Source organism: Pseudescherichia sp., from assembly GCF_031998825.1.
Classification (GTDB): Bacteria; Pseudomonadota; Gammaproteobacteria; order Enterobacterales; family Enterobacteriaceae; genus Pseudescherichia.
The window spans coordinates 63,803-87,410 of sequence record NZ_DAMACX010000004.1; the positions used below are offsets into that span (position 1 = coordinate 63,803).

The window sequence follows — 23,608 nt, forward strand, 5'->3', positions numbered from 1 at the left end:
TATATCACGATGTTAGTATTTGGCAATCAAGACGCTTAGACGTCTAAACAATAATGTTATTCCCCTGCTCACACTATTCAGGAGCGTTATGACATATCCTCTGCAACTCCCGGCGCTCGTCGAAGCCTGCCACTGGCTAGGGGCAAAGGGCTGGGCACCGGCCACCGGCGGCAATATGTCGGTGCGGGAAAACGCCGACTGGTGCTGGCTCAGCGAGTCCGGTAAAGATAAGGGCAGCCTGACGGTGGATGACTTTTTGCAGGTAGAGATCGCCACCGATCGCGCCCCCTCCGGACGGAAACCCTCCGCCGAGACCGGCCTGCATACGCTGATCTATCGCCTCTATCCGGAGGCTAACGCCGTGCTGCACGTACATACCGTGAATGCCACGGTGCTATCGCGCATTGAGCACTCTGCAGCGCTACGCCTGCAGGGCTATGAGATGCAGAAATCCCTGAGCGGGCAGACCAGCCACCTCGATACGGTCTCTGTCGCTTTGTTTGATAACGACCAGGATATCCCCGCCCTTGCCCAACGCATCGAGGCTTATGCTCGCGAGACCCCGCTGAGCTACGGCTTTCTGCTGCGCGGTCACGGTCTGACCTGCTGGGGACGCAGCGTGGCAGAAGCCCGCCGCCACCTTGAGGGGCTGGAGTTTTTATTTGAGTGTGAAATGCAGCGCCGACTGCTGGAGAGATGATGATCCGCGCCATAGTTACCGATATTGAAGGCACCACCAGCGATATCCGCTTCGTGCACGACGTACTGTTTCCCTACGCCCGCGAGCGGCTGGAGGCGTTCGTCACCGCCCAGCAGTATGCCGAGCCGGTAAAATCGATTCTCGATAACCTTCGGGATGAGATTGCCCAGCCGGAGGCCACCACCGCCGAGCTGGTTGCGACGCTGTTCCGCTTTATGGATGAGGACCGTAAGTCGACGGCGTTGAAGGCATTGCAGGGAATTATCTGGCACGACGGCTACGTCAACGGCGACTTTACCGGCCATCTCTACCCTGACGTGCTGCCCGCGCTGGAGAGGTGGAAGGCGCAAGGGATTGATCTCTATGTTTATTCCTCTGGCTCGGTGGCGGCGCAAAAACTGTTATTTGGCTACAGCGACGAAGGTGATATTACTCATCTGTTTAGCGGCTACTTTGATACCCGCATAGGTGCCAAGCGTGAAGCGCACTCCTACAGCAACATTGCCGAGCAGCTGGCCCTGCCGCCGGTGTCGATTCTCTTCCTGTCGGATATCCACCAGGAGCTGGATGCCGCCGCGGAGGCCGGTCTGCGTACCGTGCAGCTGATCCGTGGCGATGATGACGCCGCCAGCCAGCATCACCAGGTGCACAGTTTTAACGACATCAACCCGGAGCAGATCCCCTCATGAGCGCGTTAACGATTTATTCTGATAAAGAAGCCAGCCAGCCTACGTGGCACAGCACAGACGCCGCCGCCATTGCCGATAAACTGAACGCTCGCAGCGTGCGCTTTGAGCGCTGGCAGGCCGACCGTGACTTAGGCCGCGATCCGGCCCCGGAAACGGTAATTGAGGCCTACCAGCACGCCATTGATAAGCTGGTTGCCGAGAAGGGCTATCAGAGCTGGGACGTGATCAGCCTGCGCGCCGATAACCCCAACAAGCAGGCGCTGCGGGAGAAGTTTCTTAACGAGCACACCCACGGCGAAGATGAAGTGCGCTTTTTTGTCGAGGGTGCGGGCCTGTTCTGTCTGCACATTGGGGATGAGGTCTACCAGGTGCTGTGCGAGAAGAACGATCTGATCTCGGTTCCGGCCGGGACGCCGCACTGGTTTGATATGGGGTCCGAGCCGAACTTTACCGCCATCCGGATTTTCGACAACCCGGAGGGATGGGTTGCGCAGTTTACCGGCGACGCCATTGCAGACGGCTATCCGCGCCTGCCGTAGTTTTTATCCCCGGTGGCGCTGTGCTTACCGGGGCTACGACTTAAAACATCCCGCCGCCACTTCATCCGGCGTGACGACGCCGGTATCCAGCACCCAGCCGCTGATCAGCGCGGCGGGGGTGACGTCAAACGCCGGGTTATAGACCAGCGTCGATTCGGGTGCCCACTGCACCGCCCCGAAGCTGCCCGCCACGCCGGTCACTTCGCTGGCCGCGCGCTGCTCAATAGGGATCGCCTCCCCGTTCGGACAGAGCGGATCCAACGTGGTCTGAGGGGCCGCAACGTAAAACGGAATGCCGTGATAGCGGGCCAGTACCGCCAGCGAGTAGGTACCAATCTTATTCGCCACGTCGCCGTTGGCCGCAATGCGATCCGCGCCGACCCACACCGCATCCACCTGGCCCTGCGCCATCAGGCTGGCCGCCATGGAGTCGGTGATCAGCTGGCAGGGAATGCCCAACTCTGCCAGCTCCCAGGCCGTCAGACGGCCACCCTGCAACAGCGGACGCGTCTCCCCTACCCAGACGTTGACCACCTTGCCGTCAGTGAAAGCCTGTGAGATCACCCCCAACGCCGTACCTACGCCAGCGGTCGCCAGTCCACCGGTGTTGCAGTGCGTCAGCAGCTGGCTCCCTGGCGCCACCAGGGCGCTGCCCGCCTCGGCGATCCGAGTGCAGAGCTGCTTATCTTCCGCTATCAGCCGCTCGGCCTCAGCCACCAGCGCCGGAACAAAATCCACCTCCGCCAGCGCCAGCTTCATGCGGTCAAGGTTGTTCATCAGGTTCACCGCCGTTGGCCGGGCCGCCCGCAGCGTCTCCAGCGCCTGGGCCAGCGTGGGTTTGCTCTCGCCCCGCTCGGCCAGCAGGGCCAGCAGCAGGCTGGCGGAGAGGCCAATCAGCGGCGCGCCGCGTACCCGCAGAGCGTGGATGTGGCCTACCAGCGTCTCTACCCTGTCGGCGGGCAGCCAGCGTTTCTCCTGCGGCAGGGCCTGCTGATCGAGAATAAAGAGCTGATTTTCAGTGACGCGCAGACTGGTGGTCTGTAGTGGCTGCATAGCGTTAAATCCCTGTTGCGTTGATGCATCGTATTGTGTCAGGATGAATTACAGATGTATAGACGTCTGAATGGCTTTATAAACAGAAAATTGAGGATACTGGCAATGTCGCAATACCGAACTTTCAACGCCGCCGACGCGGTGGCCTATGCCCGGCAATTTGCTGGTCTGGAGCAGGCATCCGAGCTGGTTAGCGCGCATGAAGTCGGTGACGGCAACCTGAATCTGGTCTTTAAAATTTTCGACGCCGAGGGTGTAAGCCGGATCGTCGTCAAGCAGGCCCTGCCCTACGTGCGCTGCGTGGGCGAATCCTGGCCGCTGACCCTGGATCGTGCCCGGCTGGAGGCGCAGACCCTGGTAGAGCACTATCAGCACTGCCCGGCGCACACGGTGAAGATCCACCACTTCGATCCTGAACTGTCGGTGATGGTGATGGAGGATCTCTCCGATCACCGCATCTGGCGCGGGGAACTGATCAAGGGTGCTTACTATCCGCAGGCCGCCCGCCAGCTGGCAGCGTACCTGGCTCAGACCCTGTTCCACACCAGCGATTTCTATCTCACCCCGGCGCAGAAAAAGGCCCAGGTGGCGCAGTTTATCAACCCGGAGATGTGCGGCATCACCGAAGATCTCTTCTTTGACGACCCGTACCGCGTTCACGAGCGCAACAGCTACCCGACGGCGATTGAGGCTGACGTCGTTGCCCTGCGCGACGATACCGCCCTGCTGCTGGCGGTCGCCGCCCTCAAACAGCGCTTCCTCTCCCATGCCGAAGCGCTGCTGCATGGCGATATTCACAGCGGCTCGATTTTCGTTGCCGAAGGTAGCCTGAAGGCGATTGACGCCGAGTTTGGCTACGTGGGACCGATTGGCTTTGACGTCGGCACCGCTATCGGTAACCTGCTGCTCAACTACTGCGGCCTGCCGGGGCATCTGGGCATCCGCGATGCCGCTGCCGCCCGCGAGCAGCGTCTGATCGATATTCAGGAGCTGTGGAACACCTTCGCAGAGACATTCCTCGCGCTGGCCGCGGAGAAGACCCGTGACCTGGCCCTGGCCCATCCCGGCTATGCCGCTCAGTTCCTGCAGAAGGTGTGGCACGATGCGATAGGCTTCTGCGGCACGGAGCTGATCCGCCGCAGCGTTGGCCTCTCTCACGTGGCGGATATCGACTCCATCGCCGACGAAGAGATGCGCCACGAATGCCTGCGCCACGCCATCCATTTAGGCAAGGCGCTGATCGTTATTGCCGATCGTATTCACAACGTTGATGAGCTGATTGCCCGGGTCAGACAGTACAGTTAACGATTGACGTTAAGGGTTTTGTAGGCCGGGTAAGGCGAAGCCGCCACCCGGCGATTTATCATCCCAAATACTCAATAATCGACAACCCACCGTTGTAGTCGGTGCTGTAGATAATTCCCTGCGCGTCGACAAACACGTCGCAGGACTGGATCACCTGCGGACGGCCAGGACGGGTATCCATCATCTTCGCTGGCGCGGCGGGCACTAGCGCGCCGGTCTCCACCGGACGGTACGGGTTGGAGATATCGTAGGCCCGCACGCCTGCGTTCTGGTAGGTGGCAAAGATCAGCGTCGAGCTGATAAAGCTCCCCGGCCGGTTCTCATGCAGGTTGTGCGGCCCAAAGTGCGCCCCTTTCGCCACGTAGTCGATCTCATCCGGCTGCGGGAAGGTAGAGATGCTTACCGGATTAGCCGGGTCGCGAATATCAAACAGCCAGATCAGCTTCTCGCCGTCCTGCTGGTTATCCAGCACCGCCTCGTCCAGCACCACCAGCAGATCCCGGTCCGGCAGCGGCAGCGCGGTATGGGTTCCGCCGCCAAACGGCGGGCTCCAGTTACGGTGGCTGATGAGCGTCGGCGCGCTGCGATCCTTCACATCCAGCAGCGTCAGCCCGCCGTCGCGCCAGCTGCCGTAGGCGGTGTCCCCGGCAATAATAGCGTGGTGCAGAGCGTAGCGCTTGCCCTCTGGCCACGTCGGGGTTTCGCCCGCCGCCTGGTTCATCCCCGGCAGCCACCAGCGCCCCGCTACCTCAGGCTTACGCGGATCGGCAAGGTCGATGGTCAGGAAGATGTAGTCGCTGAAGCCGTCAATCAAGGCGGAAACGTAGGCCCAGCGGCCGCCCACGTACCAGATGCGGTGAATGCCGATGCCGTCCAGCCCCAGAAAGCCAATCTCTTTCGGCTGGTCCGGCGTGGAGATATCAAACACGCGCAGTCCGGCACTCCAGCCTTTGTCCTGCACGTCGCTCACCGTCTCCCCTACCGAGCGGGTGTAGTAGACCTTCTCGTCGGCGAAACGGGCGTCGGCAAAGAGATCCCGGGCGTTGATCACCAGCAGCAGATCGTCATGGGCCTGCAGATGGACGTTCCAGGTTCCCGGCGGCGCAGGCACGTAGCCTGCGGGGCGCGGGTTTTTCGGGTCGCGCACGTCAACAATCGAGAAGCCCTGGGAGACCATATGGCCGATGTAGGCAAAGCCCCGGTGCACCATCAGCTGCACGCCGTCGGGCCGCCCGCCCTGATCTGAGTGACCAATCAGCCGCATATTGCGGCTATAGTCAGGCGCAGGTAGCGCACTCATTTGTTTTTCGCTTGCAGGGTGGCGAACCACGGGGCGATAAAGTCTTCGGTCTGGCCCCAGCCCGGAATGATTTTACCCAGGGTGGCGACGTTGACCGCGCCCGGCTGGGCAGCCAGCAGCGCCTGTGGAATTGCAGCAGCTTTGAAGTCATAGGTGGCTGGCGTCTGCTCCCCGGCGAGCTTGTTGGCGATGAGACGGACGTTGGTCGCGCCAATCAGCTTCGGATCCACCGCCACGCTCACCTTCCACGGGCTGTTGGACTCGCGCATCAGCTGCAGATCCTGGTTGGAGACGTCGATGCTGTAGAGTTTGATCTCGGTGCGGCCATTCTCTTTCAGCGCCTTGTACGCGCCCTGGCTAAAGGCGTCCCAGGTGCCCCAGATCGCGTCGATCTGCCCTTTCGGGTACTTCGCCAGCACCGCGCCAACTTTGTTGGCCGTATCGCCCTGCACGTCGGAAGAGACCGCCCCGATAGACTCTAGCTCTTTAATGCCCGGATTTTGTTTCAGCAGCGTCTGGTAGGCGGCCTGGCGGCGCTCCATCGGCGGGAAGCCAGCCACCCACAGCTTGATAATATTGGCCTTGCCGTTGAAGTCCTTCACCAGCTCGCCAAAGGAGAGGTTAGTCAGCGAGGCATCATCCTGCTGGGTCACGGTCACGCCGGGGATCTCGCCATTGATAGCGGTATCAAATACCGAGACGGCAATGCCCGCCTCCACCGCTTTTTTCACCAGCTCGGTTGAATAGGGATCGCGGCCCTGGGAGAGAATGATGCCGTCATACTTCTGGCTGATAGCCTGGTTAACAAAATCCTGGAATTTGGCGTCGTCGCCGTTGCTGAGGAAGGTGCTGACTTTAAAGCCGAGCTTTTTGCCCTCCGTCAGCGCACCGGAGACGAACTGGGTGGTGTTATCGTCCGATCCCAGGTTACGGATCAGCGCAATGCGCACCGGTCCGCTGTGGTTAGCCAGCGCGGCCGGAACCGGAGCAGGCGTCGCCGCGTAGCCTGGAATTGAACTCAGCAGGCCCAGCGCCAGCAGTGAGAGTGCAAATTTTTTCATTTTTGTTTCCCCTGATAAAAGTAAATTAGCGACGCTGGAAATAGGTCAACGCCAGAGCACCGGCCAGCACCAGGCCCTTAATAATGTCCATTGCGTAGTAGGGCACGGAGAGCATCACCAGCCCGTTTGACAGCACCCCGAGGATCACCGCCCCCACCAGCGTGCCGAGCGCGTTAGGCTTACCGGATCCGGCCAGCGAGAAGCCAATCCACGCCGCCGCCACCGCGTCCATCAGGTAGCCGCCCCCGGCGTTCACCTGGGAGGAACCGATGCGCGAGGCCAGCAAAATGCCGCCGAGTCCCGCCAGCAAGGAGGCGATAACGTAGGCCGCCACCTTGTAGCGGGTGGTGCGAATACCGGAGAGGCGCGCCGCCTCCGGGTTGCCGCCGATGGCGTACATCCGCCGCCCATGGGTGGTCAGCGACAGCCCAAGCTGGGCCACCACCGTGACTACCAGCATGACAATAACAATAACCGGCACCTGACCGAGCAGGCTAAAGCCCGCCGGGATCAGCCCTTCGGCCATCTCGCCGCTCGGCAGCAGCATGTTTTCGGTGATCGATCCGCCGTAGCTGTAGGTCATCGCCACGCCCTGAATGACAAACAGGCTGCCGAGGGTAGCGAGCATGTCAGGAATACGCAGAACGACGATCAGGAAGGCGTTAAACAGGCCGACCAGGGTACAGAGCGTCAGAGTCACGAGGATCGCTTCGGTGGTGCCGAAGCCGTGCCAGACGAAGAGCGAGATCACCAGCGCGTTGGCCAGCGACGCCGTTGACCCCACGGAGAGATCGAATCCGCCGATGGTCAGCGAAATCGAGACGCCGACGGCAATCACCGTCACGATGGCAATCGACCGCAGGATGTTGATGATGTTAAAGGGGTCAAGGAAGTTATCCGAGGCGATGCCAAAGATAGCCACCAGCACCACCACGGTCAGCAGCATGCCCCACTTATAGAGAAAATCGAAAAACTGCTGACGGCCCGACGCCGTTGCTTTTACTGAAAGGGCTTTGCTCACGCCGCCGCTCCTCCGGTCGAATAGTAAAGTAGTGTCTCTTCCCGGGCCTCTGCTCCGGCTATCTCCGCCACGATGCGGCCATCCCACAGAACGCAGATGCGATCGCAGAGGCCCACCAGCTCGGCAAACTCACCGGAGGCGTAGACGATCCCCTTACCCTCCCGGGCGAGGCCGTCAATCAGGCGGAAGAGATCGGTTTTGGCTTTTACGTCGACGCCCTTGGTTGGCTCGTCGAAAATCACCACGCTGGCGTTGCCGCGCAGCCATTTGCCTATCGCCACCTTCTGCTGATTGCCGCCGGAGAGGCGACGCAGGATCTGCCCCGGGCCGGTGGTGCGCACGCCAACGTGCTCAATCACCGTCTGCGCCCAGCGCCAGGCTTTGCGATGGCCGAACAGGCTCCAGCGGGAAAAGCTGTTGTCCGCGCTAACCGCCAGGTTCATGGCGATCGGCTCGTCAATAAAGATGCCCTCTTTGCGCCGCTCCTCGGGGATCAGCGCCATACCGCGAATAACCGAGTCTGCCGGATCCCGGGGCCGCCACGGCTGACCGTTCAGCTCCCCGCGGGCGACGCGGCTTTTCTCTGCGCCAAACAGCGCCTTACAAAGCTCGGTTTTACCCGCCCCCGCCAGGCCCGCGATGCCAAGGATCTCGCCTTTGCGCAGGTGCAAAGAGATATCCTTCAGCAGCTTCTCGTCATGCAGCCCCTCCACGCGCAGCAGGGTCTCCTTCCCGTGGGGCGGACGGCGCGGGGGATAGATATCGTTTAGCTGGTGGCCGAGCATCTTCTCCACAATCTCCTCTCCGCTCAGGGCAGCCATCGGGCCGGACTCCACCAGCCTGCCGTCGCGCAGCACCGTCAGGGTGTCGCAGATCGCCTTCAGCTCGTGAATACGGTGGGAGATAAAGACCACGCCGATCCCCTGCTGCTGCAGGCGTCTTACCACGGTAAACAGGCGCTCGCTCTCGTGCTGATCCAGCGGCGCGGTAGGCTCATCAAGGATCAAAAAACGGCAGCGATGGGAGAGCGCGCGGGCCAGCAGGATCTGCTGCTTCTCGGCGAGGGTGCAGGTGTCGATAGCGCGTCTGACGTCGAGGGTGACGTCGAGCAGGGCCAGCGCATCCCGCGCATGCTGACGCACGGTGGACCAGCGCCAGGCATAGCCCGGCTCGGCCAGCTTATCGAGCATAATGTTTTCCGCGATGCTGAGGCCGGGAACCAGCGCCACGTCGACCTCCTGCTGCACCAGGTGAATGCCGAGACGTTTGGCATCCAGCGGAGAGCGGATCGAGACCGGCTGGTCATCAATGGCGATCTCACCCTCATAGCCTGCCCAGGTGCCGCACAGCACCGCCATCAGCGTGGATTTCCCCGCGCCGTTGGCCCCGGTCAGGGCATGCACCGATCCGCCGCGCATGCTGAAGTTCACCTGCGTCAGGGCATTAACGCCGGCAAAGGCGAGGCTAATCGCGCGCATCTCAAGATGGTTAACGCTCATTGAAGAGGGCTTCCTGGGATTAATAGATTGATTTAACGAATTTTTCATAGCCGCGCTTGACTGGCAACAGCAGAAAAGGCATAAGATAAAGCAAAATAATATTAGCCATCCGGATGTCCAGACATAACATCGGGTTAGCGATTCCGCACAAGGACAGAGACATGAGCAACACTGATATCCGCGTTGTACCCGGCCCGGCCAACTACTACTCCCACAGCGGCAGCCTGGCGCGCCTGAACGATTTTTATACCCCTGAGCAGCTCTCCCGCGCGGTCTTAATCTATGGCGAACGCGCCATCGCTGCCGCCCGCCCGTACCTGCCGGAGAGCGTTAACGCCCCGGGAGCGAAGCATCTGCTGTTCAAGGGCCACTGCAGCGAGCATGACGTTACCGCGCTGGTGAACGACGCGGGCAGCGACCGCAGCGTGGTGATCGGCATCGGCGGCGGCGCGCTGCTGGATACCGCGAAGGCGGTGGCGCGGCGCTTAGGGCTACCGGTAGTGGCTATTCCAACCATTGCCGCCACCTGTGCGGCCTGGACGCCGCTCTCTGTGTGGTATAACGACGCAGGTCAGGCGCTACACTTTGAAATTTTCGACGACGCCAACTTCCTGGTGCTGGTGGAGCCGCAGATTATTCTCGACGCCCCGGTGGAGTACCTGCTGGCGGGCATCGGCGATACGCTGGCGAAGTGGTACGAAGCGGTGGTGCTGGCCCCGGATCCGGACAGCCTGCCGCTGACCGTGCGGCTGGGGATCAACGGCGCGCTGGCGATCCGTGACGTACTGCTGGAGAGCAGTGAAACCGCGCTGGCGGACCAGCAGCGTGGAGAGCTGACCCAGGCATTCCGTGACGTAGTGGATGCGATTATTGCCGGTGGCGGGATGGTAGGTGGCCTCGGCGAGCGCTACACCCGCGTCGCCGCAGCCCACGCGGTGCATAACGGCCTGACGGTGCTGCCGCAGACCGATAAGTTCCTGCACGGCACCAAAGTGGCCTACGGCATTCTGGTGCAGAGCGCCCTGCTCGGCCAGGACGCGGTGCTGGCCCAGCTGATCGCCGCTTTCCAGCGCTTCAACCTGCCGACTACCCTGGCGGCGCTGGAGGTGGATATTCACAACCGTGATGAACTGGATCGGGTTATCGCCCATACCCTGCGCCCAGTGGAGTCGATTCACTACCTGCCGGTGACCTTAACGCCAGAGACCCTGCGCGCGGCGTTCGAGAAGGTTGAGAACTGGGCGCGATAAGGCTTAGTGCTGCTCCACCATATGGCCTGTTTTATCCGTTAATCCAGATAAAACGGCCAAAATCAGGGCGATAGTAGACAGCACAGCTCCCGCCCAGTTAGGTGACTGTAGGCCGAATCCTGCTGCTATAACCGCACCGCCAAGCCAGGCACCCAGTGCGTTGCCGAGGTTAAAAAGTCCTATATTGACAGCGGAAGCCAGCGTCGGCGCACCTGCCGCACGGGCTTTATCCATAACAAGTTTCTGGATAGGAGACACGGTAGCAAATCCGAATGCAGCCATAAGGAAGATACAGATGGCTGATACGATCTGACTGTCTGCGGTGAAATTAAAAATAACCAGTACGATTGCCTGCGCGGCCAGGGTGACGTAGAGCATGGGCATCAAGGCCCGATCGGCATAACGGCCTCCAAGCTGGTTTCCGACAAAAAGACCCAAGCCGAAAAGTAGCATCAACCCTGCAAGGCTACTTTCGTGATAGCCAGCCAGCTCGGTCATCATGGGGGCGATATAGGTTATTGAGGTAAAAAAAGCACCCGGTCCAAAAATAGTGATCCCCATCGCCAGCAGTACATTCACATTGCGAAATGCGTTGAACTCTTGAGCGAAATTCTGGTGCTGAGAGCGGGGCTGATGCGGAATGAGCCATCCGATACTGATAACCGTAATGACGCCAATCGCAGCGATCGCCATAAAAGCGTCGCGCCAGGAGAGATGCTGTCCTATCCATGTGCCAGCAGGCACGCCGATTAAATTGGCAACTGTTAACCCCATAAACATGAAAGCGATAGCCCGCACGCGTTTAGTAGGATCCACCATATCGGCTGCAATAATAGAGCCGATGCCAAAGAATGCGCCATGCGTCATGGAGGTGATAATTCGCCCCACAATCGCCACGCTTAATGAGGGAGCAAAGGCGGTGACAAGGTTGCCAGCGACGAAAAGGAGCATAAGAGAGACCAGCATTGCTTTTCGCGGAACTCTGGAGCCAAGAATAATCAGGGCTGGGGCGCAGACAAACACGCCCATAGCGTAGGCAGTGGCCAGGTTACCCGCGACGGGGATAGTTACGCTGAATTCTTTGGCGATGACGGGAAGTAAACCAGCAATAATAAATTCGGTGGTGCCGATACCGAATGCACCTATCGCTAAGGCCCAAAGTGCTAATGGCATAATAGATATCCTGTCTGTGTTAAACGGCTGTTATAACCGGAATAAAGACAGACAGGATAAAAGCTTAATAGTGAGCGATAAACAGCCCGAAAATCGTCTGAGCGTAGAAATTATGTCTACCTTAAAGAACCAAAATGTCCCTCTTCGGCCTTAGCGAGCAGGCGATCAACGATAAGCCGGATTTTAGGAAAAAGATGCTTCGCTTTTGGCCAGACGATATTGAGATCTGCGGGATCGGGAGCGTATTCAGACATCACAGGAACAAGGTCGCCTTTTTCGAGGTATTCAGTCACCATTGATTCTGGAAACTGTGCGATGCCCAGGCCTGCCAGGCAAGCCTGAAGCATGGCATCGCCATCACTTATCTCATGAGCGGAATCAGCTATGAAGCGAATCTCTTTATCGCCTTCAGGCTTGAAACGCCATGCAAGAGGTGCCCCGCGACGGTAACCCATAATGCAGCGGTGCTGCTTGAGACTGTCTATATCTACCGGCATACCCTGTTGCTCAAGATAAGCTGGCGTGGCGCATAAAACGAAACGCTGTCTGCTCAGACGACGGGCAATCAGCTCATCGGTGCTTTGTAGCTCTCCCAGACGGAGCACCAGGTCTATTCCCTCCTGCACTGGGTCAATGAGCCTGTCATTAAATGTCAGCTTGAGCCGCAGGGCCGGATACTGTTTAACAATATCGAGTAACAAAGGCATCATCAGATTTCTCCCGAATGAGGCGGGCATATCGATTCGAACGTTTCCAGAGGGAATTTCCTGTCGTTTGCAGAGCGCGTGTTCCGCTGTATCGAGAATGTCCAGCGCTGACAGACAGCTTTTAAGATACGCCTCTCCGTCAGTTGTCAGGCTTAGTTTACGTGTCGAGCGATGAAACAGGCGGGTACCGAGCCTCTCTTCTAAACGCGCAATACTTTTTCCTACCGCAGATTTAGTGATGCCGAGATTTTCAGCAGCTTCTGTAAAGCTACGGGAGTGTGCTGCAACAACGAAGTTAGTGATCCCACGTAGTGTTTCAGCAGAAAAATTGATGGACATTAAGTTGCCTCAGAGGCGTCGTGATACGGCATTGTGGTTGATTAACTCTACACTAAATCTAATCAGCCAGCTGCGTTTGCGAAGGTAGAGACGTTTAATCAGTAAGCGTTTGGCCTTATTGGCAGGCGCTAATAAGAGCGTATAACGTGATGGTGTACCCTCCACCTATCAGGAGTCACCATGCAATACGATCTTAACGGTAAACGTGCGCTGGTTACCGGCGCGAGCCGGGGTTTGGGGAGAGCCATTGCGCTGTCGCTGGCGCGGGCAGGCGCGGACGTCGCCATCACTTACGAAAAATCTGCCGAGAAAGCCCAGGCGGTAGCGGACGAGATCCGCGCCCTTGGGCGCACCGGCGTGGCGATCCAGGCCGACAGTGCAGATGTCAGCGCTATCCAGACGGCGGTGGCGCAAACCGTCGCACAGCTTGGCGGGCTGGATATTCTGGTCAATAACGCCGGAATTGCACGCGGCGGTCCGCTGGAGGAGATGTCGATCGAGGATATTGACGCGCTGATTAACGTCAATATTCGCGGCGTGGTGATTGCTACCCAGGCGGCGATCCCCCATCTCGGCGAAGGTGGGCGGATTATTAATATCGGCAGCTGTCTGGCCAACCGCGTGGCCTTGCCGGGGATTGCCGTCTATTCGATGACCAAATCGGCGCTTAATTCGCTGACGCGCGGGCTGGCCCGCGATCTGGGCCCGCGTGGCATCACGGTGAATCTGGTGCACCCCGGCCCGACCGACAGCGATATGAACCCGGCGGACGGAGAAGGTGCCGACCTGCAACGCCAGGGCATTGCGCTGGGGCATTACGGTGAGGCGGAAGATATTGCCGACGCGGTAACGTTTCTCGCTGGCCCGGCCGGGAAGCATATTACCGGCACGGGTATTGACGTTGATGGCGGGCTGAACGCCTGATCAGCAGCAGCGCGCTCCGCCTTTACCGCCGTAGCGCGCATCCTGGCGATCGCGGAAAAAGTCTTCGTAGCTCATCGGGGTCTGATCCGGGTGGTTAAGCTGCATATGGGCAACGTAGTTGTCGTAATCGGGGACGCCGACCATCATTTTAGCGGCCTGGCCTAAATACTTTCCGGCCTTTGCAAGGGTATCAAACATCGTATTCTCCCTGCCCCTCCCCCTGCCGGGAGAGGGGCATTATTACACTCAGTGCGCCCGTTTTGCCTGGGCCACTACCTGCTCAGCGTCGGCGGGCATCGGCTCGTACGGGGTCTCTTTCGCCGTCGGCTGGCGCTCTTTCAGCGCCGCCAGCGCGGTTTTCAGTGAGTAAACCGCCAGCACCACGACCACCACCATAAAGAAGATGGTCAGCCCGGCATCCAGACGGTTGTTGAACACCAGCTGACGCAGCTGCGACTCGGTGTACTGGGCCGGAATGCTGCCGCTGTCGATCATCCCCTGAAAGCGGTTAGCGATCGCCAGGAAGCCAACTTTTACGTCCGGGCTAAAGGCTTTCTGCCAGCCTGCGGTCAGGGTACAGACCAGCAGCCATGCGGTAGGCACGAGAGCCACCCACGCGAAGCGCTGGCGTTTCATCTTGAACAGTACCACTGCACAAAGCATCAGCGCCATCCCTGCCAGCATCTGGTTGGCGATACCAAACAGCGGCCAGAGGGTATTGATCCCACCGAGCGGATCCACCACTCCCTGATGAAGGAAGTAGCCCCACGCCAGCACGCAGAGCGCGGTCGCCAGCAGGTTAGCGGGCAGCGAGTCGGTACGCTTCAGCCCTGGGCTGATTACCCCCAGCAGATCCTGCAGCATAAAGCGCGCCGCACGGGTGCCCGCGTCCACCGCCGTCAGGATAAACAGCGCCTCAAACAGAATAGCGAAATGGTACCAGAAGGAGACGTCCATCAGGCCGCCCAGCGCGCCGTGGAGGATATAGGCCATCCCTACCGCCAGGGTCGGTGCGCCCCCCGCGCGGGAGATAATGGTCTGCTCGCCCACCTCGTTAGCGATCTGGTTGAGGGTGTCCGGGGTGATGCTAAAGCCCCAGCCGCTCACCACCTGCGCCGCCGAAGCGACCACGTCCGCCGTACCGGCAGGGGCCAGCACCGCCATCGGGCTGTTCATTGCAAAGTAGACGCCCGGATCGATAATGCAGGCTGAGACCAGGGCCATGATCGCTACGAAGGACTCCATCAGCATTCCGCCATAGCCAATCAGGCAGGCCTGGCCCTCATTGGCCAGCATCTTCGGCGTGGTACCGGAGGAGATCAGCGCATGGAAACCCGACACCGCGCCGCAGGCGATGGTGATAAACAGGAACGGGAAGAGGTTACCGGTCCACACCGGGCCGGTGCCGTCAACAAACTTGGTCAGGGCCGGCATGGTCAGCGTCGGACGCATGATCAAAATACCGATCGCCAGGCCAATGATGGTGCCGATTTTCAGGAAAGTAGAGAGATAGTCACGCGGAGCCAGCAGCAGCCACACCGGCAGCACCGCCGCGATAAAGCCGTAGCCTACCAGCATCCAGGTCAGCTGCACGCCGGTAAAGTCGAACATCGGTGCCCAGGTCGGGCTTTCCGCTACCCAGCCGCCAGAGATGATAGCGAAAATCAGGAAGAAGAGGCCGATCACCGACACTTCACCAATGCGACCGGGACGCAGGTAGCGAATATAGATCCCCATAAAGATCGCCAGCGGGATGGTAAAGGCTACGGTGTAGGTTCCCCACGGGCTATGGGTCAGGGCCTTGACCACGATCATCGCCAGCACCGCCAGGATGATCACCATGATCATAAAGCAGGCCACCAGGGCGATCACCCCTGCCGTCGGGCCCATCTCCTCTTTCACCAGCTCACCCAGCGAGCGGCCGTCGCGGCGGGTAGAGACAAAGAGCACCATAAAGTCCTGCACTGCCCCAGCGAGCACTACCCCGGCGAGGATCCAGATCATCCCCGGCAGGTAGCCCATCTGCGCCGCCAGCACCGGCCCCACCAGCGGCCCTGCCCCGGCGATCGCCGCAAAGTGGTGGCCGAACAGCACCTTTTTATCCGTTGGCACGTAGTCCAGCCCGTCGTTATGGCGTACGGCGGGCGTCATGCGGGTCGGATCCACCGCCAGCACGTTGCGGGCGATGTACTGCCCATAGAAGCGATAGGCGATCAGGTAGATACAGACCGCCGCCACCACAATCCAGAGGGCATTGATCTGTTCACCACGGTTAAGTGCGATATAGCCGAGGGCAAAAGCGCCTATTACCGCGAGCAATGCCCAAATAAGGTATTTCCCTGAGTTTTGCATAGTCGTTATCCGTTGGCTGAGGCAGGAAGATGTTACATTTTGTTTCTAGATCAGACGGCGGGTTTTAACAATGCTGTTACGTCAGAAAGCAGAGGGGCAACCGTTTATTTACAACACTCTGTAATGGAGATCACTTATGCAGGATGAAACGCGCAGGAAGTTGTAGGCCGGGCAAACGCAGTGCCGCCCGGCGTTATAACGTTAGCAGAGTCACGCCCGGTGGCGCTTCGCTTACCGGGCCTACAAACTGCACCGTGCCCGCCGTAGGCCGGGCAAACGCAGTGCCGCCCGGCGTTACGCCCGGTGGCGCTACGCTTACCGGGCCTACACGAGGATTAGCCTAAAACCGCAGTGCTCAGGCGGCAGGTGCAGCAGCGCCGTCCCTGCTCGTCAAACACCACGATCTCCCAGCTCTGGCTCTGGCGGCTGAGGTGCAGGGGCTGGCAGACGCCGCGCACTTTGCCCTGCGACACCGGGCGGTGATGGGTGGCGTTCAGCTCGGTGCCGACCACGCACTGGCCGTCGCGGGTCATCAGGTAACCCGCCATTGAGCCGAGGGTCTCGGCCAGCGCCGCCGAAGCGCCGCCATGCAGCAGGCCAAACGGCTGGTGGGTACGCGCATCGACGGGCATCTCCGCCTCCAGCAGATCGTCGTCCAGCCGGGTATAGACAATCCCCAGATGGGCAACAAGGGTGTTGCTGCTGGTAGCATTAAGCTCATCAAGCGTGAGATGACGTTTCCAGATCATAGTCAGGCTCCCAGCGTCGAGCCGCCGTCCACCACGATGTCCTGCAATGTGATGTGGCTGGCGAGATCGGAGGCGAGAAACAGAATGGTACTGGCGATCTCCTGCGGGCGGGCAATTTTGCCCAGCGGGATCCCCAGCTTGAACTGCTCCCCAAAGCCGCGAATGCGCTGCTGCTCGGCGTCCGGGCTGGTCCACAGCGTGCGCTGCATATCGGTGTCGGTGGAGCCTGGTGAGACGATGTTGCACCGCACGCCGCTGGTGGACAGCTCCAGCCCCACGGTCAGGGCCAGGCTCTTCAGCGCCGCCTTCGAAGCTCCATAGGCGCTCATGCCGATGCGCGGCGTATGGGCCGCATCGGAGGCGACGGTGACAATCGCCCCGCCCCGCTGGGTACGGAACTGGGCCATGGTCTGCTGGAAGAGGTTAAACGCGCCGCCAACGTTGACCGCCAGCGTCTGCTGCCAGTCGTCCTGAGAGAGCTGGTCCGTTGCCCCCATGCGTAAAATTCCCGCCGCATTCACCAGCACATCGAGACGCGGGGTGGCGACCAGCAGGCGCTGGCATACCGCTGCCACCTGTTCGGCGTTGGCGATATCCAGCCCCTCACAGGCGAAGGGATACGCGGCCTGGCTAAAGTCACGATCGAAGCCGGTAACCTGCGCTCCCGCCTCGACAAAGGCCAGCGCCGTCGCGTAGCCAATGCCTTTCCCTGCGCCGGTGACCCACACGATCTTGCCGTTGAAATCCAGCCCGGCCACTATTTCACCTCGCGGGAGAGCAGCGCCCACCAGGCATCAATGGTGGGATTTTTCGCCAGCATGACAAAATCGATATCGCCGTAGACCTTGCGCCAGCGCGCGGCCAGCGCCATCATCCGCACCGAATCGAGGCCGTAGTCAATCAGGTTCTCATCATCCATCGGCTCATCGGACTCGTCGAGCAGGGGCAGCACCACGGCACGCAGCGCCGCCTTGCTGACCGGCACCGGGAGCAGATCCTCGGTCATCACTACCCGTCCAGAACGCCCGGCCACGTAGTTGAGCGCCATCAGGTGCTCGTCGCGGCTAAAGTCCGCCAGCGCGTCGGCCACCATAAAGGGCTTGATGTCGCGCATAAAGGCGTCGGTGGCGGTGGTCATGCAGCCGATGTGGGCGTAGACACCGGTGATGAGAAGCTGGTTGCGCCCGCTCTCTTTCAGCATCTGCTCCAGCGGCGAGCGGTGGAAGGCGCTGTAGCGCCACTTCACCAGCACGGTGTCATCTTCGTCCGGGGCCAGGGCGGCAACCACCTGCTGCTCCTCCGGTTTACGGGTCAGCCCCGGCCCCCACATATCGTTCAGCAGGGCGCGATCTTCATCGCTCTGCTCTTTCGGCTGAGCGGTGTAGTAGACCGGGATATTGTGCTGCTTGCAGAATTCACGCAGGGCGGCGATGTTCGCTACCACCTGGGCCATCATCGGGCAGTTTTCACCCCAGAAGTTGATGAAATAGTCCTGCATATCATGAATTAACAGCGCGGCGCGCTCAGGCTCAAAGGCCCAGTTAACCTTGTTCTGCGGGATCTCGGTGGCCGCAGGCAGCGCGTAGCCGGTTAATTTTGGGATTGCCATACTTCTCTCCTTTGTTACGCCTGTGACCGTTCGGCCAGCCGCAGGCGCAGCTCTTTCTTATCGACCTTGCCGACCGGCGTCAGCGGCAGTGCGTCCACGCACTCCACGCGATCGGGCAGTTTAAATTCGGCGACGCCCTGCTCACGCAGGAAGCGGCGGATCTCCACGGGACGCACCGGCTGGGATACCACCAGGTACGCACAGCTCTTCTCGCCAAGCAGGCTGTCCTCCATGCTCACCAGTGCGGCATGGATAATAGCCGGGTGGCGCAGAAGCAGATTCTCGACCTCTTCGGCGGCAATCTTCTCGCCCCCGCGATTGATCTGATCCTTCTCTCGCCCCTGAACGGTAATGTAGCCCTGCTCGTCGATGGCGATCAGATCCCCGGAGCAGTAAAAACCGTTCTCGTCGAAGGCGCTGGCGTTGTGCTGCGGGCTATTGAAGTAGCCGCGGAAGGTGTACGGCCCGCGCGTCATCAGGCGACCCACCTCACCGCGTGGAAGCGGATTGCCGTCGGCGTCGGCCACCCACACTTCGTCATCCGGACACATCGGGCAGCCCTGGGTGTTGTTGATGCGCTCAATACTGTCATCAAGGCGGGTGTAGTTCACCAGCCCCTCGGCCATGCCGAACACCTGCTGTAGCTGGCAGCCTATCTCAGCCGGAATGCGCGCGGCGAGGGTCGCGGAGAGCCGCGCGCCGCCTACCTGCAGCAGCGTGAGAGAGGCCAGTTGGGCGTTACTGCCCCACTCATGAATGGCTTGCAGCCAGAGGCTAACGGCAGGCGGCACCAGCGCGGTGACGTTGATCCGGTGCTTCTCGATCAGCGGGAAGCAGAGGGTGGCGCTGGGATCGGCTGCCAGCACCACGCAGCCTTCGGCCAGGAATACGCCGAGCGCGCCGGGGGAGCTCATCGGATAGTTATGCGCCGCCGGTAACGCGCAGAGGTAGCGTGTCTGACTATCGAAATGGCAGATCTCATTGCTGCGGCGGATGCTGTAGTAGTAGTCGTTATGCGTGCGCGGGATCAGCTTTGGCGTGCCGGTGCTGCCCCCGGAGAGCTGGAAGAACGCCACCTCATCGGCAGGCGTCGGTGCGTTGACGGCATGCTCCGCCGGACGGTCGATGGCCGCCGCCAGGGCTTGCTCGCCTGACTCATTACGCAGCAGCACGACCCGCAGCGATCCGTGTTCCTCTACAAAGCCATTAAGAAACTGGTCGTCATTAAACAGGGGGTGATCGCGGTCAGCCACCAGCAGCGCCGGTTTGATCTGAGACGCATAGGCGTTCAGCTCGCTGCGCTGATGGCTGAAGAGCGCGTTCACCGGCGCGACGCCAATTTTCAACAGGGCAAAGAGGGTGATGTAAAACTCCGCCACGTTACCCAGCTGCACCAGTGCGGTTTCCCCCGTGCGAAGGCCTTTCGCCTGCAACGAGGCCGCCAGGTTATCCGCCGCCTGATTCAGCTGGCGGTAGCTAAACTCGCGATCGCCATCAATGACCGCCAGCGCATCGCTCTGGGCGTGGCGGGTCAGAATATCGCTCAGGGGCAGATCCTGCCAGTAGCCTTTCTCACGGTAGCGCCGGGCAAATTCATCGGGCCAGCGGGTAAAGGGAATTGTCATGATTGCTCCTTAATGCAAACCAAAAACGTTGAGCATGGTGGTGAGTTTTACCCCGGTCTCGCGCCATTCGGCTTCCGGTGAGGAGGCCGGAACGATCCCGGCGCCGGCAAACAGGCGGACCTGGTTTTCGAGCAGGCGTGCGCAGCGGATAGTGACCACCCACTCGCCGTTACCGTCGGCGTCGCACCAGCCAACGATGCCGCCGAACAGGTCGCGGTTAAACGGCTCCAGCCCGGCAATCAGCGCTTTTGCTACCTGATGCGGGAAGCCGCTCAACGCCGGGGTCGGATGCAGCAGACAGGCCAGCGTCAGGGCGTTCTCTTCCGCCTGTGCCACTCCCTCAATAGGGGTCGCCAGATGCCAGAGCGTCGGGGTATTCACCAGCTGCGGCGAGTCCGGCAGCGTCAGCTCACGGCTGCGAGGCGCGAGTACGGTTTTCATCGCCTGGGTCACCAGCTCATGCTCGTGACGATCTTTCTCAGAGGCCAGCAGCTTGTTGCCCGCCTCGCGGTCCAGCATGTCATCCGGCTGGCGGCGAGCAGAGCCAGCCAGCGGCAACGAACTAAAGTGCGATGCCTCTTTGCGCAGCAGCAGCTCCGGGCTGGCACCCAGCAGCACGCCGCCGTCGGGTAACGGCACGTGGAAGTTAAAGCTGGCCGGGTTCTGAGCAATCAGCCGCTCCAGCAGCGCTCCGCCGTCTACACGCTTGTCGGTGGTGATATCGATTAGACGCGAAAGCACTACCTTATCCACCTGCGGGGTAGCGGTCAGGGCAGCGGCGCGGGCTACCATATCGGTAAAGACCGGGTGCTCAGGAATGGCCTTGCGGGTTACCACGTTGAGGGCGTCGCCCCCCTGGAAGTAGCGCGCGGAGAGCTGCTTCGCCGGACGGGAGAAGCTCTCCCAGCTGCGGGGGATAAACAGCGCGGAGGGTTGAGTGGTATCAAACGGAATGGCCCCCACCACAATCGGCTTCGCGATCCCCTGTTTTTTGGCCTCGCTGAACGCCTGGGCCAGCGTCTGCTGGAACGCGCCGTTGAGGTCATCCCCGCCGTTAGCCGGCTCGCTGATGCGCATAACGCAGCCCGATGTACTGAAGCTGCGATACGGCGACATAAAGAAAAATTGGTCTGATGCCAGCGTGTTCACGGTAAGCTGAGTCTCCTCCGCCAGTGACGAATCCATATCCTTCTCCGAAAACGATAAAAGTAGTAAGAATTATTATCATTTATATTTTGGTCGGTAAGCTAAGAGTTATCCCGAGCGATGTCAACCTCAGAGGGCGCAGTTTTGTGCTGCTAAAAACTTGCATCCGGCGGCGCAATGATGAAAATGAGAAGCATTAGCCGCACAATAACAGGATGCACGCCGTGAGACTCTCCCCGTTTTCGCTTAAGTCCCTGCTGACGCTGGGCCTTTTTGTTTTAGGACTTTCTGTAGCCCAGGCCGCTGGCTGGCCCCGCCAGATCGCCGACAGCCGTGGCGTTCATACGCTCGATCATAAACCTCTGCGCATTGTCTCCACCAGCGTCACGCTCACCGGCTCGCTGCTGGCGATTGACGCCCCGGTGGTCGCCAGCGGCGCAACCGCGCCCAACAATCGCGTTGCCGATGAGAACGGCTTCCTGCGCCAGTGGGGCGAGATTGCCAAAGCGCGTAAGCTGACCCGGCTCTATATTGGCGAACCGAACGCCGAGGCGGTTGCCGCCCAGATGCCGGATCTGATCCTGATCAGCGCCACCGGAGGCGACTCGGCGCTGGCACTCTACGATCAGCTCTCCGCGATTGCCCCGACCCTGATCATCAACTACGACGATAAGAGCTGGCAGACGCTGCTCACCCAGCTTGGGGAGATCACTGGCCAGGAGCAGCAGGCTAAAGCCCGCATTAGCGATTTTAATCAGCAGCTGGCGAAGGTGAAACAGCAGATGACCCTGACCCCGCAGCCGGTCAGCGCCCTGGTCTATAACCCGGCGGCGCATAGCGCCAACCTGTGGACCGCCGACTCGGCCCAGGGGCAGCTGCTCTCGCAGCTGGGCTTTACCCTCGCCACCCTGCCCGACGGGCTGCACGCCAGCCAGAGCCAGGGCAAGCGCCACGATATCGTCCAACTGGGGGGTGAAAACCTCGCTGCCGGGCTGAACGGCGAGGCGCTGTTCCTCTTTGCGGGCAATGAGAAAGACGCCGAGGCTATCTATGCCAACCCGCTACTGAGCCATTTGAGCGCGGTGCAGAACAAGCGGGTCTACGCCCTCGGCACCGAGACCTTCCGCCTCGACTACTACAGCGCCACGCTGCTGCTTAAGCGCTTCGCCACGCTGTTCAGTTAAGCGTCAACGGGTGGGCTGTGGCGAAAACGCCGCAGCTCACCCAGCACCAGAATCAGTACCGCCCCCGTCACCGCCAGCACTACTCCGCCGACGCTGGCCGACGCCGCAGGCGTCATCGCCACGCTCATCCCGCCCAGCAGCGCCGCACCAATCGCATCTCCGGTAACGTTCTGCGCCGTCCACAGGCCGTTGATCCTCCCCAGCATCGCCTCTGGCGTCTGGGTTTGCAGCAGCGTGTACTGTAATAGCGAGCTGATGGCGCTCAGCCAGCCTGCCAGAGCCAGGAACAGCACCCCCAGCGGCCAGACCGGCATCAGGCTAAACAGGGCGATGGCGACAAAGGCCCCGAGGGTAGAGAAAAGAATGATCGCGCCGGGGCGCGGGCGCTGGACCAGGTTGCCGCTGGTGAGCGCCCCCAGAGCGGCACCCAGCGGCAGAGCCGCATAGAGGATACCGATCTCGGCGGCTGACATCTGCCAGTGGATCGCTAGTGCCGGATAGAGCACGCGCACGGCGCTGGCCATCGTCAGCAGGCCGCCCAGCAGAGCGATGCCGCCGATCAGCGGGCTACGCAGCAGGAAGCGAAACGCCGCCAGCAGCGATTTTAACGGGTGCTCACGGGGCTGGGGCGGCGGCGGCAGCTGGGGCAGACGCAGCAGGGTCAGGGTGGTGATAAAGGTTCCCGCAGCCGCCAGGGCGTAGTTCCACACCACGCCGCCGGAGGCGAGGAGCAGGCCGCCAAGCATCGGCGAGATAACCGACCCCAGCCGCACGGTAAGCATGGTAATCGCCCCGGCCTGCATCAGGTTCTCTCTTCCTACCAGCGCCGGGGTCGCCGCCAGCAGCGCCGTGACGCCCAGCGCACCGAAAAAGCCGTCCCACAGGCCGAGCAGATAGATCGCCAGCAGAGAAGGTTCAGGCAGCGCGGCGTTGAGGCAGAGACCAATAAAGCCAATGCCGCAGGTACCGCGCGCCAGCAGGATCAGGCGCTTGCGCTCGTAACGGTCCGCCAGCACGCCGCCGACCATCAGACCGATAAACATCGCCCCGCCGGTGAGGGTTACCGCCAGCCCCACCAGCCAGCTGGAGTGAGTCATAGCCTGGATCTGCACCGGCACGGCAACGCCGAGCAGCCCCAGCGACACGATCGAGATAAAACGAGCAATAAAAACAGCGCGAAACGCGGGATGGGTTCTCAACAGGCTGACGTTAATCAGCCAGGATTGTCGGGTCATAACAAAGCCTTAATGCGAACTTTTGATACCAGTTTTCAGGCCGCACATGCTAACATACCGCAATAAGATCGATAACGATAATTACTATCATTATCACGTCAGGGACGTTGTTATGTCGCTTTCCGTTAATCCGGCACGCCCGTGGGTC

General features: G+C 60.5%; 22 protein-coding genes. 7 read left to right on the top strand and 15 right to left on the bottom strand.

What is annotated here, in order from left to right:
• Nucleotides 1-88 precede the first annotated feature (88 nt).
• From RTP97_RS03045 to RTP97_RS03055, 3 genes are read left to right on the top strand one after another with little or no spacing between them, the layout of a single operon-like run.
• Complete coding sequence (locus RTP97_RS03045; RefSeq protein ID WP_312410752.1) at nucleotides 89-700, top strand: methylthioribulose 1-phosphate dehydratase; 612 nt, start codon at nucleotides 89-91, stop codon at nucleotides 698-700.
• On the top strand, nucleotides 700-1,389 hold the full coding sequence (gene mtnC, locus RTP97_RS03050) for an acireductone synthase (RefSeq protein WP_312410755.1): 690 nt from the start codon (nucleotides 700-702) through the stop codon (nucleotides 1,387-1,389). Before RTP97_RS03045 ends, mtnC begins: the two co-directional genes overlap by 1 nt.
• On the top strand, nucleotides 1,386-1,928 hold the full coding sequence (locus tag RTP97_RS03055; protein ID WP_312410758.1) for an acireductone dioxygenase: 543 nt from the start codon (nucleotides 1,386-1,388) through the stop codon (nucleotides 1,926-1,928). Before mtnC ends, RTP97_RS03055 begins: the two co-directional genes overlap by 4 nt.
• 33 nt (nucleotides 1,929-1,961) lie before the next feature.
• On the opposite strand, the gene mtnA is transcribed toward RTP97_RS03055, so the two are convergent.
• Nucleotides 1,962-2,981, bottom strand: a complete 1,020-nt coding sequence (mtnA, locus tag RTP97_RS03060) for an S-methyl-5-thioribose-1-phosphate isomerase (protein ID WP_312410760.1) — start codon at nucleotides 2,979-2,981, stop codon at nucleotides 1,962-1,964.
• A gap of 105 nt (nucleotides 2,982-3,086) precedes the next feature.
• On the opposite strand from mtnA, the gene mtnK reads away from it, so the two are divergent.
• Nucleotides 3,087-4,286 carry an S-methyl-5-thioribose kinase gene (mtnK, locus tag RTP97_RS03065; protein WP_312410763.1) on the top strand — a complete coding sequence of 400 codons (1,200 nt, stop codon included), beginning with the start codon at nucleotides 3,087-3,089 and terminating at the stop codon, nucleotides 4,284-4,286.
• 58 nt (nucleotides 4,287-4,344) lie between these two features.
• Here mtnK and RTP97_RS03070 read toward each other — a convergent pair whose 3' ends face one another.
• The 4 genes from RTP97_RS03070 to RTP97_RS03085 are packed head-to-tail and all read right to left on the bottom strand — an operon-like array spanning nucleotide 4,345 to nucleotide 9,167.
• Nucleotides 4,345-5,586 carry an LVIVD repeat-containing protein gene (locus RTP97_RS03070; protein ID WP_312410766.1) on the bottom strand — a complete coding sequence of 414 codons (1,242 nt, stop codon included), beginning with the start codon at nucleotides 5,584-5,586 and terminating at the stop codon, nucleotides 4,345-4,347.
• On the bottom strand, nucleotides 5,583-6,647 hold the full coding sequence (locus RTP97_RS03075; protein ID WP_312410769.1) for a sugar ABC transporter substrate-binding protein: 1,065 nt from the start codon (nucleotides 6,645-6,647) through the stop codon (nucleotides 5,583-5,585). The genes RTP97_RS03070 and RTP97_RS03075 overlap by 4 nt, the downstream gene beginning before the upstream one ends.
• 25 nt (nucleotides 6,648-6,672) lie before the next feature.
• Entirely contained in the window at nucleotides 6,673-7,668 is a 996-nt protein-coding gene (locus RTP97_RS03080; RefSeq protein WP_312410772.1) for an ABC transporter permease, read from the bottom strand.
• Nucleotides 7,665-9,167: a sugar ABC transporter ATP-binding protein gene (locus RTP97_RS03085; RefSeq protein WP_312410774.1), complete on the bottom strand. Its 1,503-nt coding sequence runs from the start codon at nucleotides 9,165-9,167 to the stop codon at nucleotides 7,665-7,667. The genes RTP97_RS03080 and RTP97_RS03085 overlap by 4 nt, the downstream gene beginning before the upstream one ends.
• Nucleotides 9,168-9,328: 161 nt before the next feature.
• On the opposite strand from RTP97_RS03085, the gene RTP97_RS03090 reads away from it, so the two are divergent.
• A complete protein-coding gene (locus RTP97_RS03090) occupies nucleotides 9,329-10,417 on the top strand; it encodes an oxidoreductase (RefSeq protein WP_312410776.1) in 1,089 nt (362 codons plus the stop codon).
• Between the two features lie 3 nt (nucleotides 10,418-10,420).
• Here the strand turns inward: RTP97_RS03090 and RTP97_RS03095 are convergent, their stop codons facing one another.
• Both RTP97_RS03095 and RTP97_RS03100 read right to left on the bottom strand, forming a co-directional pair.
• Entirely contained in the window at nucleotides 10,421-11,590 is a 1,170-nt protein-coding gene (locus RTP97_RS03095; RefSeq protein ID WP_312410778.1) for an MFS transporter, read from the bottom strand.
• A 116-nt stretch (nucleotides 11,591-11,706) separates the two neighbouring features.
• Nucleotides 11,707-12,636, bottom strand: a complete 930-nt coding sequence (locus tag RTP97_RS03100; protein ID WP_312410779.1) for a LysR family transcriptional regulator — start codon at nucleotides 12,634-12,636, stop codon at nucleotides 11,707-11,709.
• Nucleotides 12,637-12,816: 180 nt separating this feature from the next.
• Here RTP97_RS03100 and RTP97_RS03105 point away from each other — a divergent pair, with 180 nt between their 5' ends.
• Nucleotides 12,817-13,560: a 3-oxoacyl-ACP reductase family protein gene (locus RTP97_RS03105; protein WP_312410781.1), complete on the top strand. Its 744-nt coding sequence runs from the start codon at nucleotides 12,817-12,819 to the stop codon at nucleotides 13,558-13,560.
• Here RTP97_RS03105 and RTP97_RS03110 read toward each other — a convergent pair whose 3' ends face one another.
• The 7 genes from RTP97_RS03110 to entC form a co-directional block, all read right to left on the bottom strand.
• The gene (locus tag RTP97_RS03110) at nucleotides 13,561-13,758 is read right to left on the bottom strand and encodes a YbdD/YjiX family protein (protein WP_103819902.1); all 198 of its coding nucleotides are present in this window, start codon (nucleotides 13,756-13,758) and stop codon (nucleotides 13,561-13,563) included.
• Between the two features lie 48 nt (nucleotides 13,759-13,806).
• The gene (gene cstA / locus RTP97_RS03115) at nucleotides 13,807-15,912 is read right to left on the bottom strand and encodes a pyruvate/proton symporter CstA (protein ID WP_312410784.1); all 2,106 of its coding nucleotides are present in this window, start codon (nucleotides 15,910-15,912) and stop codon (nucleotides 13,807-13,809) included.
• 335 nt (nucleotides 15,913-16,247) lie between these two features.
• Nucleotides 16,248-16,661, bottom strand: a complete 414-nt coding sequence (entH, locus tag RTP97_RS03120) for a proofreading thioesterase EntH (protein WP_103819904.1) — start codon at nucleotides 16,659-16,661, stop codon at nucleotides 16,248-16,250.
• 2 nt (nucleotides 16,662-16,663) lie between these two features.
• Nucleotides 16,664-17,410 carry a 2,3-dihydro-2,3-dihydroxybenzoate dehydrogenase EntA gene (entA, locus tag RTP97_RS03125; RefSeq protein ID WP_312410959.1) on the bottom strand — a complete coding sequence of 249 codons (747 nt, stop codon included), beginning with the start codon at nucleotides 17,408-17,410 and terminating at the stop codon, nucleotides 16,664-16,666.
• Nucleotides 17,411-17,418: 8 nt separating this feature from the next.
• Nucleotides 17,419-18,270: an isochorismatase gene (locus tag RTP97_RS03130; protein WP_312410786.1), complete on the bottom strand. Its 852-nt coding sequence runs from the start codon at nucleotides 18,268-18,270 to the stop codon at nucleotides 17,419-17,421.
• A 14-nt stretch (nucleotides 18,271-18,284) separates the two neighbouring features.
• On the bottom strand, nucleotides 18,285-19,895 hold the full coding sequence (gene entE / locus RTP97_RS03135; protein ID WP_312410788.1) for a (2,3-dihydroxybenzoyl)adenylate synthase EntE: 1,611 nt from the start codon (nucleotides 19,893-19,895) through the stop codon (nucleotides 18,285-18,287).
• A gap of 9 nt (nucleotides 19,896-19,904) precedes the next feature.
• Nucleotides 19,905-21,080 (bottom strand): isochorismate synthase EntC, encoded by a 1,176-nt coding sequence (entC, locus tag RTP97_RS03140; RefSeq protein ID WP_312410790.1) that lies wholly within the window; start codon nucleotides 21,078-21,080, stop codon nucleotides 19,905-19,907.
• Between the two features lie 185 nt (nucleotides 21,081-21,265).
• On the opposite strand from entC, the gene fepB reads away from it, so the two are divergent.
• A complete protein-coding gene (gene fepB, locus RTP97_RS03145) occupies nucleotides 21,266-22,225 on the top strand; it encodes a Fe2+-enterobactin ABC transporter substrate-binding protein (RefSeq protein ID WP_312410792.1) in 960 nt (319 codons plus the stop codon).
• On the opposite strand, the gene entS is transcribed toward fepB, so the two are convergent.
• Nucleotides 22,222-23,460 carry an enterobactin transporter EntS gene (gene entS / locus RTP97_RS03150; protein WP_312410795.1) on the bottom strand — a complete coding sequence of 413 codons (1,239 nt, stop codon included), beginning with the start codon at nucleotides 23,458-23,460 and terminating at the stop codon, nucleotides 22,222-22,224. The two genes, fepB and entS, sit on opposite strands and share 4 nt — an antisense overlap.
• Between the last annotated feature and the right edge of the window lie 148 nt (nucleotides 23,461-23,608).